Annotated in this window: 13 protein-coding genes, 1 tRNA gene and 1 other RNA gene; 8 read left to right on the top strand and 7 right to left on the bottom strand. The window is 69.3% G+C overall.

Translation table 11 applies throughout. From position 1 onward, the window contains the following. Positions 1-135: 135 nt before the first annotated feature. Positions 136-897, top strand: a complete 762-nt coding sequence (locus QHF83_RS10660; RefSeq protein ID WP_282417670.1) for a hypothetical protein — start codon at positions 136-138, stop codon at positions 895-897. Here the strand turns inward: QHF83_RS10660 and QHF83_RS10655 are convergent. Beyond that, on the bottom strand, positions 894-3,626 hold the full coding sequence (locus QHF83_RS10655) for a phosphoenolpyruvate carboxylase (protein ID WP_282417669.1): 2,733 nt from the start codon (positions 3,624-3,626) through the stop codon (positions 894-896). The genes QHF83_RS10660 and QHF83_RS10655 overlap by 4 nt on opposite strands. Before the next feature lie 207 nt (positions 3,627-3,833). Here QHF83_RS10655 and QHF83_RS10650 point away from each other — a divergent pair, with 207 nt between their 5' ends. After that, the gene (locus QHF83_RS10650; RefSeq protein WP_282417668.1) at positions 3,834-4,454 is read left to right on the top strand and encodes a DUF4360 domain-containing protein; all 621 of its coding nucleotides are present in this window, start codon (positions 3,834-3,836) and stop codon (positions 4,452-4,454) included. A 28-nt stretch (positions 4,455-4,482) separates the two neighbouring features. Here the strand turns inward: QHF83_RS10650 and QHF83_RS10645 are convergent, their stop codons facing one another. The 4 genes from QHF83_RS10645 to ffs all read right to left on the bottom strand — a co-directional run bounded on the left by QHF83_RS10645 (position 4,483) and on the right by ffs (position 6,794). Further along, positions 4,483-5,028 carry a hypothetical protein gene (locus QHF83_RS10645; RefSeq protein ID WP_282417667.1) on the bottom strand — a complete coding sequence of 182 codons (546 nt, stop codon included), beginning with the start codon at positions 5,026-5,028 and terminating at the stop codon, positions 4,483-4,485. Then, positions 5,025-5,786 carry a TerC family protein gene (locus QHF83_RS10640; RefSeq protein ID WP_282417666.1) on the bottom strand — a complete coding sequence of 254 codons (762 nt, stop codon included), beginning with the start codon at positions 5,784-5,786 and terminating at the stop codon, positions 5,025-5,027. The genes QHF83_RS10645 and QHF83_RS10640 overlap by 4 nt, the downstream gene beginning before the upstream one ends. A gap of 64 nt (positions 5,787-5,850) precedes the next feature. Next, positions 5,851-6,642: a hypothetical protein gene (locus QHF83_RS10635; protein ID WP_282417665.1), complete on the bottom strand. Its 792-nt coding sequence runs from the start codon at positions 6,640-6,642 to the stop codon at positions 5,851-5,853. Between the two features lie 64 nt (positions 6,643-6,706). Then, positions 6,707-6,794, bottom strand: an RNA gene (gene ffs / locus QHF83_RS10630) — signal recognition particle sRNA small type. Positions 6,795-6,967: 173 nt separating this feature from the next. On the opposite strand from ffs, the gene purD reads away from it, so the two are divergent. From purD to QHF83_RS10605, 5 genes are all read left to right on the top strand, one after another. After that, a complete protein-coding gene (gene purD / locus QHF83_RS10625; protein ID WP_282417664.1) occupies positions 6,968-8,311 on the top strand; it encodes a phosphoribosylamine--glycine ligase in 1,344 nt (447 codons plus the stop codon). Positions 8,312-8,338: 27 nt separating this feature from the next. Then, complete coding sequence (locus QHF83_RS10620) at positions 8,339-8,845, top strand: hypothetical protein (protein ID WP_282417663.1); 507 nt, start codon at positions 8,339-8,341, stop codon at positions 8,843-8,845. 79 nt (positions 8,846-8,924) lie between these two features. Further along, a complete protein-coding gene (locus QHF83_RS10615; RefSeq protein ID WP_282417662.1) occupies positions 8,925-9,863 on the top strand; it encodes an FHA domain-containing protein in 939 nt (312 codons plus the stop codon). Between the two features lie 9 nt (positions 9,864-9,872). Next, entirely contained in the window at positions 9,873-10,739 is an 867-nt protein-coding gene (locus tag QHF83_RS10610; RefSeq protein ID WP_282417661.1) for an FHA domain-containing protein, read from the top strand. Between the two features lie 44 nt (positions 10,740-10,783). Continuing rightward, positions 10,784-11,068, top strand: a complete 285-nt coding sequence (locus QHF83_RS10605; RefSeq protein WP_282417660.1) for a hypothetical protein — start codon at positions 10,784-10,786, stop codon at positions 11,066-11,068. Positions 11,069-11,298: 230 nt separating this feature from the next. Here QHF83_RS10605 and QHF83_RS10600 read toward each other — a convergent pair. Beyond that, a tRNA-Leu gene (locus QHF83_RS10600) sits at positions 11,299-11,381 on the bottom strand. Positions 11,382-11,495: 114 nt separating this feature from the next. On the opposite strand from QHF83_RS10600, the gene QHF83_RS10595 reads away from it, so the two are divergent. Beyond that, complete coding sequence (locus QHF83_RS10595; protein WP_282417659.1) at positions 11,496-12,797, top strand: DUF362 domain-containing protein; 1,302 nt, start codon at positions 11,496-11,498, stop codon at positions 12,795-12,797. 1 nt (position 12,798) lies between these two features. Here QHF83_RS10595 and QHF83_RS10590 read toward each other — a convergent pair whose 3' ends face one another. Further along, positions 12,799-14,802 carry a protein kinase gene (locus QHF83_RS10590; RefSeq protein ID WP_282417658.1) on the bottom strand — a complete coding sequence of 668 codons (2,004 nt, stop codon included), beginning with the start codon at positions 14,800-14,802 and terminating at the stop codon, positions 12,799-12,801. Positions 14,803-14,845 lie beyond the last annotated feature (43 nt).

Below are 14,845 nucleotides of genomic sequence, written 5' to 3'. Positions count from 1 at the left end.
CCGGCGAAAAATTTACCGGGTGGGTTCAAAGTTCCATGGGTGATGCGCGTCCAATCCATGCGCACGACGTGATGGCCGCCCTCGGCGGTGCCCGTCGGTGTCGTGATCCTTTGCTCTATCGGGAGGCATTCCCCCATGTCCGCCACGCGTGACAACTCCGTCCTGTTTTCGCTGAACCAGCTTCTTTCTCTGCACGACCAGACCCTGCGCGAGGAAGAAGAGGCCGCGCGGGCGCGGGCCTCTGCCGCGCGCGTCGCCCGGGAAGAGGCGGCGCGGCGCGAGGCAGAGGCGCTCGAGCAAAAGGCGCGGGCCGAGGCCGAGCGTATCGCCCGGGAAGAGGCGGCGCGGCGCGAGGAGGCGGCGCGGCTCGAGGCGCTGCGGCTCGCGGAGGTGGAGCGCGCGCGCGCCGAGGTCGAGGCGCAGGCGCGAATGGAGATGATGCGCAAGGCCGACGAGCACGAGCGGGCGCTCGCGGCGCTGCGCGAGGACGAGAAGAAGAAGAAGCTGAAGCGCGCCCTGGTCTCGAGCGTGATCGGCGCAGCGGCGTTGATCGGCGGCGGGATGGGCCTGTACTTCGGCAAGATCAAGCCGGACCAGGACGCGTCCCTGGCGTACCAGTCGGCCGAGGTCGAGGCGACGCGCGAGGAGGCGGCGCGGCTGCGCGCGAAGCTCGACGCGAATGGAAAGCGGCTCGACGAGACCGCGGCGCGGCTCGAAGAGGAGAAGCGCCGGGCGCGCGAGCTCGAAGAGGCGAAGAACGCGGCAAACGAGGCCCCGGCGACGCGTCCCGGCGGGCGTTCGTGGACGGCGCCGAAGCAGAACGAGGGCCCGAAGCAGGGCGGCAAGTGCCTGCCCGGCGAGCCCGGCTGCGATCTCGACGGTAATCGCCTCTTCTAGCCGGTATTTCGCATTCCCGCGGCGATCCCGTTGATGGAGAGCAGGATCGCCCGGTCGCAGCACCCATCCCCCGCCCGCTTCCGCCGAAGCAGCGCCACCTGCAAGAACGACATCGGGTCCACGTACGGGTTGCGGAGGTCGATCGACCTCTGGAGCGTGGGGTTGCCGTCGAGCAATCGCTTCACGCCGAAGAGGCGCTTGATCCATTCCACCGTGCGCGCGTGCTCTTCCTCGATGGCGGGCCAGACGGCCTTGCGCGTCGCGGGCGAGGCGAGGGCGGCATACCGGGCGGCGATCTCCATGTCGCTCTTCGCCAGCACCATTTGCACGTTGTCGAGCACGGTCCGGAAGAAGGGCCAGCGCTTCGTCATTTCGACGAGCTGCTCGGCGCCGCCCTCGCGCCGGGCGAACGCGTCGAGCGCGCTGCCGACGCCATACCAGCCGGGCAGGATGGCGCGCGTCTGCGTCCAGCCGAAGACCCAGGGGATCGCGCGGAGCGCTTCGAGTCCGCCGGCCTTGCGTTTGCTCGGGCGGGAGCCGATCGGCAATCGCGCGATCTCGTCGACCGGGGTCGCGGTGGTGAAGAAATCGACGAAGCGAGGGTTTTCCCAGACGAGCGCGCGATAGACGCGCCGCCCCTCCTCGGCGAGCTCCTCGAAGGCCTCGGCATAACGACGCTCGTCCTCCTCGGAAGGTTTTTCCTCGGCGTCGAGGGTATGCAAGAGGGCGCCGCCGATCACGAGCTCGAGCGTGCGCAGGGCGAGCTCGGGGCGCGCATATTTGTGGTCGAGCGCCTCGCCCTGCTCGGTCGCCTTGTACCGTCCCGCCACGCTCCCCGCCGGGAGCGCGAGAATGGCTTGCTGCGCGGGGCCTCCGCCGCGCGCGACGGATTCGCCGCGGCCGTGAAAGACGCGCAGCGGAATGCCCGCCTCGCGCGAGACCTTCGTCAGCTCGGCCTGCGCTTTGCGGAGCGCGAACGCCGCCGAAAGGAGGCCCACTTCCTTGCCGGAATCGCTGTAGCCGACCATGACCTCCTGCGCGCCGCGAGCTGCGAGGTGGCGCCGATATTCGGGGTGTGCGAGCAGCGTGCGCAGAATGGTCGGCGCGGAGACGAGCGCGTCGTGTGTCTCGAAGAGCGGGACGATGTCGATCGTGACCGCTTGTTTGTCGACGTCGTACAATCCCGCGGCTCGCGTCAGGGTGAGCGCCGCGAGGAGGTCCTCCGCGCGCTGGGTCATGGAGAGGATCAACGTGCGGGCCGAGCGCTCGCCGTACTGGCGCTGGGCCTCGCCGAGCTTGCGGAGCGCGGCGAGCAGGCGCGCGGCGCCGGGCGTCTCCTCGCCGCCGCCCGCGAGCCACGCCGCCGCGGCCGTCGCGTCCTCCGCGGGCGCGCGGAGCTCGAGCTCGGCGATCGAGAGGCCGAGGACACGCACCCGCTCGGCGAGCGCACGCGCCCGCTTTTCGCCCGCGTTCGAGGCGTTCGCCTCGCGCAACGTGTCGGCGACGAGCAGGAGGTCGCGATGCAGCTCGTCGCTCGTCCTGTACGCGACGCCGAGCTCGGCGTGACTGCCGATCGCGCCCGCGAGGCCCCGCGCCGGCGGCGGCACGCTGCCCACGCGCGGCGCGCGTTGCCGCGCCACCTGCCGCTCCGTCTCCACGGCTTCGAGCGCCGCCGCGAGCCGCGCCTCCACGAAACGCAGCTTGCGCCGCCACGGCTCGCCCTCGGTCTGCACGCTCTCCTGCGCCGCGACGCCGGGCATCACCACCGCGTCGGCCGCGAGCGAAGCGATCAGCGCGTTCGGCACGCGCACGTGCCGCGCCGACTGCGAGAGCGATCCGCCGAGCTCGCGCACCGCGCCGAGCCAGCGCCGAAGGCCGCGGACGCGATACGCGCGGATCGCGTCCTCGACGACGTCGGGCGTGACGTTGGGGTTGCCGTCCATGTCGCCGCCGGGCCACGCGTGGATGCGCAGCGGCATCGGGAGCGTGTCGAGCGGCTCGCCGTACGCGCGCTCGAACGCGCGCCCGAGTTCCTGCGGCAGCTCGGGCAAGAGGTCCCAGAGGATCTCCTCGACGTACCAGAGGACGTTCTTCACCTCGTCGCCGACGGTCGGTTTTTCTCGACGCACCTCGTCCGTCTGCCAGAGCAGGGTGATCTCCTCGCGGATGGCCGCGCGTGCTTCCTCCTCCTCGCGCGGCAAGAGGCGGCACCGGTCGCGCTCTTCGAGGCGACGCGCGATGCGGTAGAGCTTCTCGAGCACCGTGCGCCGCGCCGCCTCCGTCGGATGCGCGGTCAGCGTGAGCGTGACTTCGAGCCGCGCGAGCGCCTCGCGCATGGTCTCGGCCGAGACGCCCGCGTTCTTCGCGGCGATCATCACGGCCGCGAGCGAGCCGCGTTGCGGCGGTTCGCCGGGGCTACTCGCGTGCGCACGCGCGCGCCGGATGCGGTGATGCTGCTCGGCGATGTTGACGAGGCGGAAGTACATCGCGAAGGCGCGGAGCACGGGCTCGGCTTGCTCGATCGGCAGCGCTTCGAGCAGCCGCACGAGCTCCTTCTGCGCCTCGGACCTCCCCGCGCGCGGCCCTCGCCGTCTGCGGATCGAGAGCTTGCGGATCACCTCTTCCACGGAGAAGAGCGCCTCGCCCTCTTGCTCGACGAGCACCTCGCCGAGCAGGCGACCGAGGAAACGGACGTCGGAGCGGAGCGGAGCGTCGACCTCGCGGCTCATGCAACGGAGTGTACGCCGAGCCGAAGACGAAGATGACGGGGAACGGGCGAATCGGTTTTCCCCGGGAATCCGTGGCGAACAGAGCGAACGAGTCCAGCGCGGATCGCCTTGCCGTCGAGCTCGATCGGCTCGAGGTGCTCACGACCGGCGCACCACGCTTGCGCCGCCCACATCGATACCGGGGCGCGGGCCCCAGGGGAGGATTCCATGAAAAAGACGTTGGCTCGGGTGTTCTTCGGGCTCGGGCTCTCGGCGCTGTTCGCGCCCGCAGTCGCAGAGGCTCAGGTGCCGCCCGAGGTCTCCCTCCGCTCGGTCACGGCGCTCGGCACCGGATGCCCGTCGGGTACGGTGCGGGCGATCCTCGCGAGCAACGGTCAGCACATCGTCCTCGCCGACGGCGCGCTCTCGGCCTCCGCGGGGCCCGGCGTGTCACCCTCGGAGCAACGCGTGTTTTGCCAGGTGATCCTCGATCTCGCGCACACGCCCGGCTATTCGTTCGCCGTGACGAACGAGTACGGCTTTCGCGGCTACGCGGAGCTCGACGACGGTGTGACCGCGACGCTCGACGTCGAGCGGTACTTCACGGGCGAGCTCGGCGAGAACCCGATCCAGACGACGCTGCGCGGACCGTTCGCGGATCGCTTCGTGGTGCGCGAGCCGCAAAGCGCCGTGGGTCCGTTCTCGCCGTGCGGAGCGCAGCGGCCGCTCAACATCCGCACCGCCGTGGCGTTGAGCAGGCTCGGGAACCCTTCCGGTGCGGGCCACATCCGGCTCACGCCGGCGTGGGGCGTGCAGATGTTGCGCCTCCACTGGAGGCGTTGCGGCTGACCGAAGAAGCGCGCCACGCGCGCGGCGCCTACTTGGCCTTCCCCTTGGCCTTGATGGGCAGCCGCGCCGTGGCGAGCGTCGCGCCGCCGTCGTCGAGCACGCGCACTTCGAGCTCGCCGGTGTCGCCGGCTTGCATCGTGTTGTAGCCCCACGTGCGGAACGACCACGACGGCTCGACGGTGAGGTCGAGCGGCGTGCGGAGCTTGCCGTTCACGAGGAAGTCGACGTGCACCTTGCGCTTGTCCTGCGAGCGGTTGCGCAGCTTGAGGTGCGCGTAGACGCGCGTCCCCGGAGGCGCGACGTCGAGCGTGTCGACGGGCTCTTTCTTCTGCACGTCGGACGTGAGCGTGAGCTGAAGCAACTCGAGCGAGGCACGCTCGCTCGTCGGCTCGGCAGGCGGGGACGACGGCGTGGACGACGACGCGTGCCAGGGGATCGTGCCCTGTGCGTCCGCGACGCCCGCGTCGACGGGCGCTCCTGCGTCTGCGCTTTGCGCGACGGCGGAGCCCTCGGGACAACCCGCGAGGGCGAACATCGATGCGGCGAGCGCGGCGAGGGAAAGGACGCGTGTCACTGCGCGCGATCCTCGTACGGGTTGTGCAGCGAAACGGGCGCCTGCTGGCGCACGCGCAGCTTCATGTTGATGAGCTCGACGCCGAGCGAAAAGGCCATGGCGAAGTAGACGTAGCCCTTGTTGATGTGCTGGCGCATGCCCTCGGCCACGAGGAGCACGCCGATGAGCAGGAGGAAGCTCAGCGCGAGGATCCGCATGCTCGGGTGACGGTTGACGAAGCGGCCGATCGCCCCCGCGAAGAGCAGCATCACGAAGACGGCGATGACGACGGCCGTGGCCATGATGCTCAGGTGCTGCGCCATGCCGACCGCGGTGATGACCGAGTCGAGTGAGAAGACGATGTCGAGCAAGACGATCTGCGCGACCGCAAAGGCGAACGAGATGTGCTTGACGGGCTTGCCGTCCTTCCCGCCTTCGACCTCGAGGCGCTCGAACATCTCGTGCGTGCTCTTCGCGATCAAGAAGAGGCCGCCGCCGAGAAGGATGAGGTCGCGCGTGGAGAACGCATGGCCGAAGAGCGAGAAGAGATCACTCGTCAAGCTCATCACCCACGTCAGCCCGAAGAGCAGGCCGAGGCGCATGAAGAGCGCGAGCGCGAGGCCGAGCGAGCGCGCCGCGGGCTGCTGCTTCGGCGGCAGCTTGTTCGTCGTGAGCGTCAGGAAGACGATGTTGTCGATCCCGAGCACGACCTCGAGACCCGTGAGCGTCGCGAGGCTCGCCCAGCTGTCGGCATGCTTGAAGACTTCGAGGCCGGACATCAGGCGCTCGCTCTAGCACGGCCGCCGTTCGGCTGCCGAACGACCTCGTGCATCCATCGTTCGTTCACGAACAAGGGGACGGCGAGAGCCGCGCGCGCTCCTCGATCTCCAGGTGGAAGGCGCGGAAGATCGACTCCTCCGGCCAGGGCGGGGCGCCGGCGAGCAGGCGCGTGGCCTTGTCGTTGTCGCCGCGGTCGATCGCGATGACCGCCGCGGCATACCGCATCGCCCAGAAGACGAGCGGGCTGTTCTCGCTCGCCCGTTCGAGGAGCTCGTCGTCGCCGGGCTCGCTCTGATGCGCGAAGGCGCGCGCGAGCGCGAACGCCGCGGAGCGCAACGCGAGGACACGATCGCGCAGCGCGCCTTCGCCACGCGGCAAGGGCAAGCGCACGAGGCGACGAGCTTTTTCGAGCGCGGCGTCGCGGTCGCCCTCGAACGTGAGGAGGAGCGTGTCGAGGAAGAGGCGATGTTCGAGCGCCGCTTCCCACACGGGCCCTCGCTCGGCGGAGGCGAGCGCGGCGCGCGCCTTGTCGATCCAGCCGCACGCGGCGAACGCCGTGGCCGCCATGAGCGGCGCCATCGTGGCCGGGTAGGGGATCCGCTCGAGCGCACCCGCCCAGCTCCGCAGGACCGCGATCACGTCGCCCGATCGCAGCACGCGCCGGAGCCGCCTTCGCGAGAGCCAACGGCCGACCAGCGCCGCGAGCAGGATGCCGATCACGACGGCGGCGACGAGCGGTTCGTGCAGGGCAAACCGCAGACCTGCAGCGACCAGGGCGGCGGACGCGACGAACGCGACCCACCGGAAGACGCGGCTCTCGCGCGGCTCGCCGTTGCCCGGGGACAGAAAATCCACGACGACCGTAGCGTACGGCCAAGCGTCGGGAGAGCAACCCCCGCGGGACTTCCGAGGACAAAAAGCAAAAGGGCCCGCCACACCCGCTTCCTGCTACCGTTGCTCCCTTCCGGGCCTGGCGGGGTTCACAGTGCGCTGTCGGCGGACCCACAACGGGACGAGTCCCGAACGGCCACAGTCGTACTTCATCGAAACGCGCCTGTCGAGCGCCCGTCCGAAAAAAGATCGGGCTGCGCTTCGGGCGCGGTCGAACGTCCCTGCTCGTTCGGCGCGCGGGGCCACTTTTCGTTCGCGCGAGGTCGGGGCGCGTGGTAGCCGGCGCACCGTGAATCAGCGGGCTTCCGGATCGGAGCGGTCGTCGGGGCGGCGGGTGCTCGTGCTTGGCTCGGGTGCGCGAGAGCACGCCCTGGCCAGGGCGCTTGCGAGGTCGAACACGACGGCCGAGGTCCTCGTGGCGCCGGGCAACGCAGGCACCGTGGACGAGGGCGGGGCGGGCACGGCGCCGATTCGCTCCATCGCAGGCGCGCGGCTCGATGCCGCCGACGTCGTCGAGCTCGCGCGGCGCGAGGCGGTGGACCTCGTGGTCGTGGGCCCGGAAGGTCCGCTCTGCGCGGGCGTGTCGGACGCGCTCGAAGCGGCGGGGATCCGGGTCTTCGGGCCGAGCGCGGAGGCGGCGCGGCTCGAAGGGTCGAAGGCGTTCATGAAGCAGTTCGCCGCGCGGCACCGGATCCCCACGGCGGACTTCGAGATCGTGACGGACATGGCCGCGGCCGAGGCGGAGATCCGTCGGCGCGGCGCGCCCGTGGTCGTGAAGGCCGATGGCCTCTGCGCGGGCAAGGGCGTGGTCGTGGCGCAGACCGAGGCGGAGGCGATCGAGGCGGCGCGCGCGATGCTCGTCGAGCGTCGCTTCGGCGACGCGGGGCGCACGGTCGTGATCGAGGAGGCGCTCGTCGGCGAGGAGGCGAGCGTCCTCGCGGTCACCGATGGGACGTCGCTCCTCGTGCTGCCCGTCGCCCGGGATCACAAGCGTGTCTTCGACGGCGACCGAGGCCCGAACACGGGCGGCATGGGCGTGTTCGCGCCGTCGCCGCACGTCGGGCCCGAGTTGCTCGCGCGCATCGAGCGGGAGATCTTGCGACCGACGATCGATGGCATGCGCGCCGAGGGCCGTCCCTTCCGCGGCGTGCTCTTCGCGGGGCTCATGATCACGCCCGCCGGCGATCCGTTGCTGCTCGAACATAATGTCCGCTTCGGGGATCCCGAGTGCGAGGCGCTCGTCGCGCTCCTCGACGGCGACCTCGCCGCGATGTGCGCGTCGGTCGCGAGCGGCAAGCTCGATCCCACGTCGGTCCGCGTCGCGCCGGAGCGAAGCGCGGTCGTCGTGGTGCTCGCGGCGGCCGGATATCCGGGCACGCCGCGCGCGGGCGACGTGATCCGCGGGCTCGACGAGGCTGCGAACGTGCCCGGCGTGGTCGTATTTCATGCGGGCACGAAGAGGACCGCCGAGGGGATCGTCACCGCGGGCGGGCGCGTGCTCGCCATCACGGCCGTCGGGACTTCGATCTTCGAGGCGCGGGAGCGTGCCTACGAGGCGGCGCGGCGTATCTCCTTCGCGGGCGCGCACTTCCGCGCCGACATCGGCGCCTCGGCCCTCCCCGGCGCGCGGTAGCGCTCGACCGCGCGGCGCGCCTTCGTCATGCTCCTCTCACCCGGCGCGTCAAAGCCCGGGACGAGCGGCACCGTGGACCCGATCATCGACCTCGCCGAAGGCACGGAAGAAAACACACTCGCGATCCTGCTCGCCGACCGGATCCGGCAGAACGTCACCCGCTCCGCCCGGAAAATGCAGGACTTTCGCGCCCTTCGTGGCTCCGTGCTCATCGTGGCGCAGGACACGACGCAGACGCTCACGATGCGCTTCGATCACGGTCGCCTGACGATCCACGACGGCACCGTGGGCATCCCCTCGGTGACTCTTTGCGGCGACGAAGCCGTCCTGCGGCGCCTCGCGAACGTCGGCCTGTCCCGCTGGTTGCGCCTCCCGAAGGTGTTCATGCGTACGCCGGAGGGTGGTGCGACATTGTGGGACATGGCGCGTGCGATGACGGACGAAAAGCTCACGATTTACGGGCTCCTCTCGCATCCGCGGCTGCTCGTCTTCCTCTTGCGGGTTCTGTCCGAGGAGGGCGCGGGCCGAGGGTAGCCCGTCTTTCGGGGGGGCCTTCGGCCGGACCGAAAAGAGCCGCTTTGACGGCGTTCTGCGCCATTGGTATGGCTCGAACATGGCGGTCCGACTGCGGTATCTGTCGCACGAGCTCGAAGTGCCGCTGGGCCAGTTCGTGATCGGCCGCAGCGCCGACTGCCAGCTCGCGCTCGACGATCCGCTGGTATCACGCAGGCACGCGCTCCTCACCGTGCGCGGCGACAGCGTCACGATCGAGGACCTCGGCAGCCGCAACGGCGTGAGCTTGAACGGCACGAAGATCGAGGGACCGCAGAAGCTCTCGCACGGTGATCACATCACCATCGGCGGTCAGGAGATGGTGCTCGAGAACATCCCCGAGGAGGGCCTCTCGAGTGTGCCCGAGTCGATCGCGTTCGGCCATCCGCGCAGCGTCGCGCGCTCGGCGCGCATGCCGACCGTGGCGGGCCACGAGGGCTTCGACACGCGCGAGGACTTCTGGACCGACTACACGGCGCCCGGCGTCGCGTCGCAGCACAACACGGCCCCGACGCCGAGCGTGAACAGCGCGAACCTCGCCACGCTCGCGGCGAACGCGCAGCCCGATCGGCACGTCAACGCGCTCTCGCTCATCGGCAGCGTCGCGGACAAAGCGCTCGCGATGGGCCGCGCCGAGGAGGCCGAGCGCATCTTGCTTCGCTCGCTGAACGACGTGCTGCAGAAGGCGCGCGACGGTCAGCCGCCGCCGGTCGACCTCGCGTCGACGGCCGCCATCTACGCGGCGAAGCTCGCGTCGGCCACGGGCAGGGGCATCTGGATCGACTACATCTTCGATCTCTACACGCGCATCGATCAGCTCGTGCCGGGCACGGTCGTCGACGAGCTCTACTCGGCGGTGCGCAAGGTCAAGACGCTCGACATGGGCAAGATGCGGGCGTACACGGAGTCGCTGCGGAGCCGCTCTTCGAGCTTCAGCCCCAGCGAGCGTTTCGTGCAGCAACGACTCGAGGGCCTCGAGCGCCTCGGCGGGCTCAAGTGAGGTTGCGACATGCCGTTCAGGATCCGCTACCTCGCGCATGACCTCGAACTCCCGTTCGGGGAGTTCGTCGTCGGGCGCGGGCCCGAGTGCCAGCTCGCGGTCGATGATCCGCTCGTGTCGCGCAAGCACGCCGCGCTCGTCGTGGGCTCGAACGGCGTCGTCGCGAAGGACCTCGGCAGCCGCAACGGCGTGCTCGTCAACGGCGTGCGCATCGATGGTCCGCGCGAGCTCGTGCCGGGCGACAAGATCCGCATCGGCAACCAGGAGATCATCATCTACAAGACCGACGAGCCGCGCTCGGGCCCGCTCGCGGACGAAGAACATCGCCGCGCGATGCAGACGATCGGCGGCATGCAGGTCGCCGAGATCCATGCCTCCATCGAGGCCGCGGCGATCGACTCGAAGGGCGAGGTCGACATCCGGCTCGGCGGTCGATCGGAGACGTCGCGACGTTTCCAGTCGGTGCGCCTGCTCTGCGGCGTCGCGGACAAGGCGCTCGCGATGGGCCGCGCCGACGAGGCCGAGCGCATCCTCGCCTCGCTCCTGCAGGGCATCCTGAAGCGCGCCAAGACGGGCCAGCGTCCGAAGGGAGGCGTCGCCGAGTACGCCGCGCTCTACGCCGCGCGCCTCGCCGCGGCGACGACGAAGGGCTCGTGGATCGACTACGTCTTCGATCTCTACACGACGATCAGCGCGCCCTTGCCCGGCTCCGTGATCGACGAGCTCTACACGATCGTGCGCAAGGCCAAGGGCTACGACATCAGGTTGATCCGCGCGTACGTCGCGGAGCTGCAGAAGATTGCGCCCCAGCTCGGTCCTGCGGAGCGTTTTCTGGTGCAGCGGGTCGAGGGCCTCGAGCGGCTCGCGTCGTCGTAGCCGCATCGGCCTCGGGCGCCGCCGTCCTCTTGCGGCTCGCGCGCATGCGTTGCCATCCGAGGTTCTTCGACGCCGCGCGTCGGATCGCCTCGCGCAGCGCTTCATCGGCCACGTGCTCGATCTGCGCGGCGAGCGGCTCGGGCAGCTTCACGGCCGGCGGCGCGATGCGCACGTCGTTCCGTGTCTTCGCCCGCTCGGGCGGGTCGACGGGCCCCACGCGGAAGCGCAGCGACTCGACCTGGATGCCCCTCGCCTTGAGCTGCGCGAGGATCGGCTCGCACAGCATCGAGAGCTCCTGCGCCCACGTCGCGCTCGCCGCGCGCACGTGAAGCACGCCGCGCTCCAGCTTGACCGGCCGCGCGCGCGCCGCGATGCGCGAACCTACGGCGGCCTCCCAGTCTCGTGCGTGGACGGGCGAGCGCGCCGTGTCCGACGGCGGCGTGATCCCGTGCTCCCGGGCGAGCACCGCGACGAGCGGCTCCATCCCCGAACGCGCCCTTGCCCGCTTCAAACTCGCCTCTTCGCGCTGCTACTGCCTGCTTTGCGGCGACGAACTCGGTACCGAAGGTGGGACTCGAACCCACAAGCCCGTGAGGACAGTGGATTTTGAATCCACCGCGTTTGCCATTCCGCCACTTCGGCTCGTCTTGGACCGGATCCTACCCATCCTGGCGGCGATCTGCAACGCCCGAGGCGGCATCGGCGGCCCCCTGCGCCTCCCATGCTATATGCAGGCCCGAAAGCGCCGAGGTCTAGATGAGCAAGTCGAAAGTCGCGATCTTGCGGACGTCCCCCGCGACCGTCCTCGAGGACTACCACCGCTTGATGAACTTGGCGGGCTACCAGGACGTCGTCGCCAAGGACGCGGACACGGCCCTCAAGGTCAACATCTCCTGGCATTTCTTCTTCCCGGGCTCGTCCACCGTGCCCTGGCAGCTCGAGGGCGTCATCCGCGCGATGCAGCGGGACGGCTACGCGAAGGACCTGATCCACGCCTGCCACAACCGCACGGTCGTGATCGACGCGCACCTCGGCGAGCGCGAGAACAAGCAGATCGACGTCGTCCAGGCCCACGGCTTGCGCAACGTCCACCTCTACGAAGGCGAGGAGTGGATCGACGTGCGCGACGCCGTCGGTGACCTGACGAAGAAGTTCCTCTGCTTGAACGAGGTCTACCCGAAGGGCTTCAGCATCCCGAAGCGCTTCATCGGCGAGAACATCATCCACCTGCCCACGGTGAAGACGCACATCTTCACCACGACCACGGGCGCGATGAAGAACGCGTTCGGCGGCCTCTTGAACGAGCACCGCCACTGGACGCACCCGGTCATCCACGAGACGCTCGTCGATCTCCTGATGATCCAGAAGAAGATCCACCGCGGCGTCTTCGCCGTGATGGACGGGACCTTCGCCGGCGACGGCCCGGGGCCGCGCTGCATGATCCCGCACGTGAAGAACGTGATCCTCGCGTCGGCCGATCAGGTCGCGATCGACGCGGTCGCGGGCAAGCTCATGGGCTTCGACCCGCTCAAGGACCTCAAGTTCGTCCGCCTCGCGCACGACCTCGGCCTCGGCTGCGGCGACGTGCGCGACATCGAGATCGTCGGCGACGTCGACGCGCTGAACGACAAGTGGGACTTCCAGGGCCCGTTCAAGGAGATGACCTTCGCCTCGCGCAACCAGCACCGGATCTACTGGGGCCCGTTGAAGAAGCCGGTCGAGTGGTCGCTGAAGACGTGGCTCGCGCCGTGGGCCTACGTCGCGTCCGTCGCGTACCACGACGCGTTCTGGTACCCGATGTACGCGCAGAAGAACGTGCAGCGCGTGCTCGCGAGCGAGTGGGGCCGGCTCTTCGCGAACTGGGGCAAGGTAGCGCCCGACGCCGAGGGCCGCGGCTACCCCGACGTCGGCGAGGTGAGCCCCGAGCTCATCCGGATCGGCCTCAAGCACTTCCTCGAGGCCTTCCGCCTCATCGGCATGGCCGTCGCCGAGTCGCCCGAGCTCAAGCACCGCCGCATGCGCCAGGAGCGCGAGGCGGCGCGCAGCCAGCATCCGTGAATCAGATCAGCGGCGACCCGCCCCCGGTCGCCGCGTTCCCGCCCGACGGGCCGCCCGACAGGTCGATCGTCTCGGCCATCGAATTCGGCCCACCCCTGCCGCCGATCAGATCTCCGCCCGCCCGACGCACGAGCTCGAACGCTTCCATCGGCTCGCTCGTATTCGGGTGCATGGGCACGCAATCGAATGAATCTCGCGCGACGTCGAACGCGCCTCGATTCATCAAGATCTGATTCTTCGTGGCCGCCCCCTGCAGCATCGCCGCCGCGCGCGGCACCTCGCCGAGGATCGTGTAATCGAGGCGGCCGAACGCCTTCGACCCGATCTCGCCGGACAGCATTTCCCCCGTCGCCACGCCGATCGATACGCCGAGCGCGAACGGCGAATCCTGACCGGCGCGTAATGCTAGCGTCCGGAGCTGCATGCGCACGTCGAGGCTCGCTTCGAGCGCGCGCGCCACGTGATGGTCGCCCCGGAACGTCGCCATCACCGCGTCGCCGAGGAACTTGTCGACCACGCCGCCGCGGTTCGTCACGGCCGGCACGATCACCTCGAAATTCGCGTTCAGCGTGCGCACGCGTTCATTCGGCGCCTGCGTCTTCGAATTCGCGTGGAAGCCTGCCACGTCGATGAACACGACCGTGCCTTGCCAGGTATCGATCGCGGCGAACGGCGACGCCGAGCGCAGCCGGTCGACCAGGCTCGGGCTCACGAACATGCGCAGCACGCTGTTTTCCTCGGTCGAACGTGCGTTCGACCTGAGCTCGGTCACGTGCTTCAGTGTCTTCTCGATCGTGACCTCGAGGTCCTTGAAATCGATCGGTTTGACCAGGAAATCGAACGCGCCGCGGTTCATCGCGGTGCGAATGTTGCTCATGTCGCCGTAGGCCGAGACGATGATCGTCCGGACGAGCGGGTTCACGTCGCCCACGCGCGAGAGGAACGTGAGCCCGTCCATGCCCGGCATGTTGATGTCGGTCAGGACGACGTCGATGTCGCCGTGTTTGCGCAGCTCCTCGAGCGCGCTCTCGCCGTTCGTCGCGAAGACGAACGTGTAAATCTCTTTCTTGATCTGCTGACGAAAGCGCTGCTTGATGAGGTGCGGGACGTCCGGCTCGTCGTCGACGACGAGGATCTTCGCCGTCCCCTGCTCCTTGCGCTCGGCGAGCGCCGCGAATGCGCTGGCGAACTCCCGCGCCGAGCGGAAACGCTTGTCCGGGTCCTTCGCCAGCGCCCGCTCGAAGAATCGATCGACCTCCGGCGGCAGCTCCTTCAGAATGGTCGACGGCGCCGGGAACGGATCGGTGCAAATGCGCACCATCAGCATTCCCAGCCATTGCCCTGGGAATGGGTGCTGCCCCGTCAGGGCCCGATAGGCGAGGACCGCGAGCGACCACAGATCGCTCCGCAGATCCACGGCGCCGCAGCGGATCTGCTCGGGGCTCATGTAGAGCGGCGTCCCCACGATGCTGCCCGCCGACGTGAGCTGAAGCTCGTCCTCCGTCGGATCGTCCTCGCTCGTCAGCATCGACACCACGCCGAAATCGAGGATCTTGACCGTCTCGTCGGCTTCACCGCGCGCCATGAACACGTTCGCGGGCTTGAAATCGCGGTGCACGATGCCCTTCGCGTGCGCCGCGGCGAGGCCGATCGCCGCCTGCGTCACGATTGGCACGAGCGCGCCGAGCGGGATCCGCTCGATCCGTTCGAGCCGGCTCTCGAAGTCCTCGCCCTCGAGCAGCTCCATCACGATGTACGGCGAACCCTCGTCAATGCCGTAATCGTAAATCTGCACCACGTGCTGATTCCGAAGCTGCGCAATCGCCTTCGCCTCCCGGTCGAACCGGGCCCGCGCCGTGGGCGAGGCCACGTGGTCCGGCGACATGAGCTTCAGCGCCACGCGCCGGCGCAGATGTTGATCGAGCGCCTCCCAGATGTAGCCCATGGCCCCACGCCCGATCTGCCGCACGAGCTCGTATTTGCCGGCGATGAAGCGCTGGGACATGAGGATTTTCCCGACTCTAGCCGATGGTCCCTCGCGCCGTCAA

It is taken from the genome of Polyangium sp. 15x6 (assembly GCF_029960785.1).
Taxonomy (GTDB): domain Bacteria; phylum Myxococcota_A; class Polyangia; order Polyangiales; family Polyangiaceae; genus Polyangium.
The sequence above is the reverse complement of the archived record's forward strand: the minus strand, read 5'-3'. Positions and strand labels throughout refer to the sequence as shown.

Coding starts and splice junctions, on each gene's coding strand:
- QHF83_RS10660 (WP_282417670.1), top strand. CDS start 136: ATGTCCGCCACGCGTGACAACTCCGTCCTGTTTTCGCTGAACCAGCTT.
- QHF83_RS10655 (WP_282417669.1), bottom strand. CDS start 3,626: ATGAGCCGCGAGGTCGACGCTCCGCTCCGCTCCGACGTCCGTTTCCTC.
- QHF83_RS10650 (WP_282417668.1), top strand. CDS start 3,834: ATGAAAAAGACGTTGGCTCGGGTGTTCTTCGGGCTCGGGCTCTCGGCG.
- QHF83_RS10640 (WP_282417666.1), bottom strand. CDS start 5,786: ATGTCCGGCCTCGAAGTCTTCAAGCATGCCGACAGCTGGGCGAGCCTC.
- QHF83_RS10620 (WP_282417663.1), top strand. CDS start 8,339: ATGCTCCTCTCACCCGGCGCGTCAAAGCCCGGGACGAGCGGCACCGTG.
- QHF83_RS10615 (WP_282417662.1), top strand. CDS start 8,925: ATGGCGGTCCGACTGCGGTATCTGTCGCACGAGCTCGAAGTGCCGCTG.
- QHF83_RS10610 (WP_282417661.1), top strand. CDS start 9,873: ATGCCGTTCAGGATCCGCTACCTCGCGCATGACCTCGAACTCCCGTTC.
- QHF83_RS10605 (WP_282417660.1), top strand. CDS start 10,784: ATGCGTTGCCATCCGAGGTTCTTCGACGCCGCGCGTCGGATCGCCTCG.
- QHF83_RS10595 (WP_282417659.1), top strand. CDS start 11,496: ATGAGCAAGTCGAAAGTCGCGATCTTGCGGACGTCCCCCGCGACCGTC.
- QHF83_RS10590 (WP_282417658.1), bottom strand. CDS start 14,802: ATGTCCCAGCGCTTCATCGCCGGCAAATACGAGCTCGTGCGGCAGATC.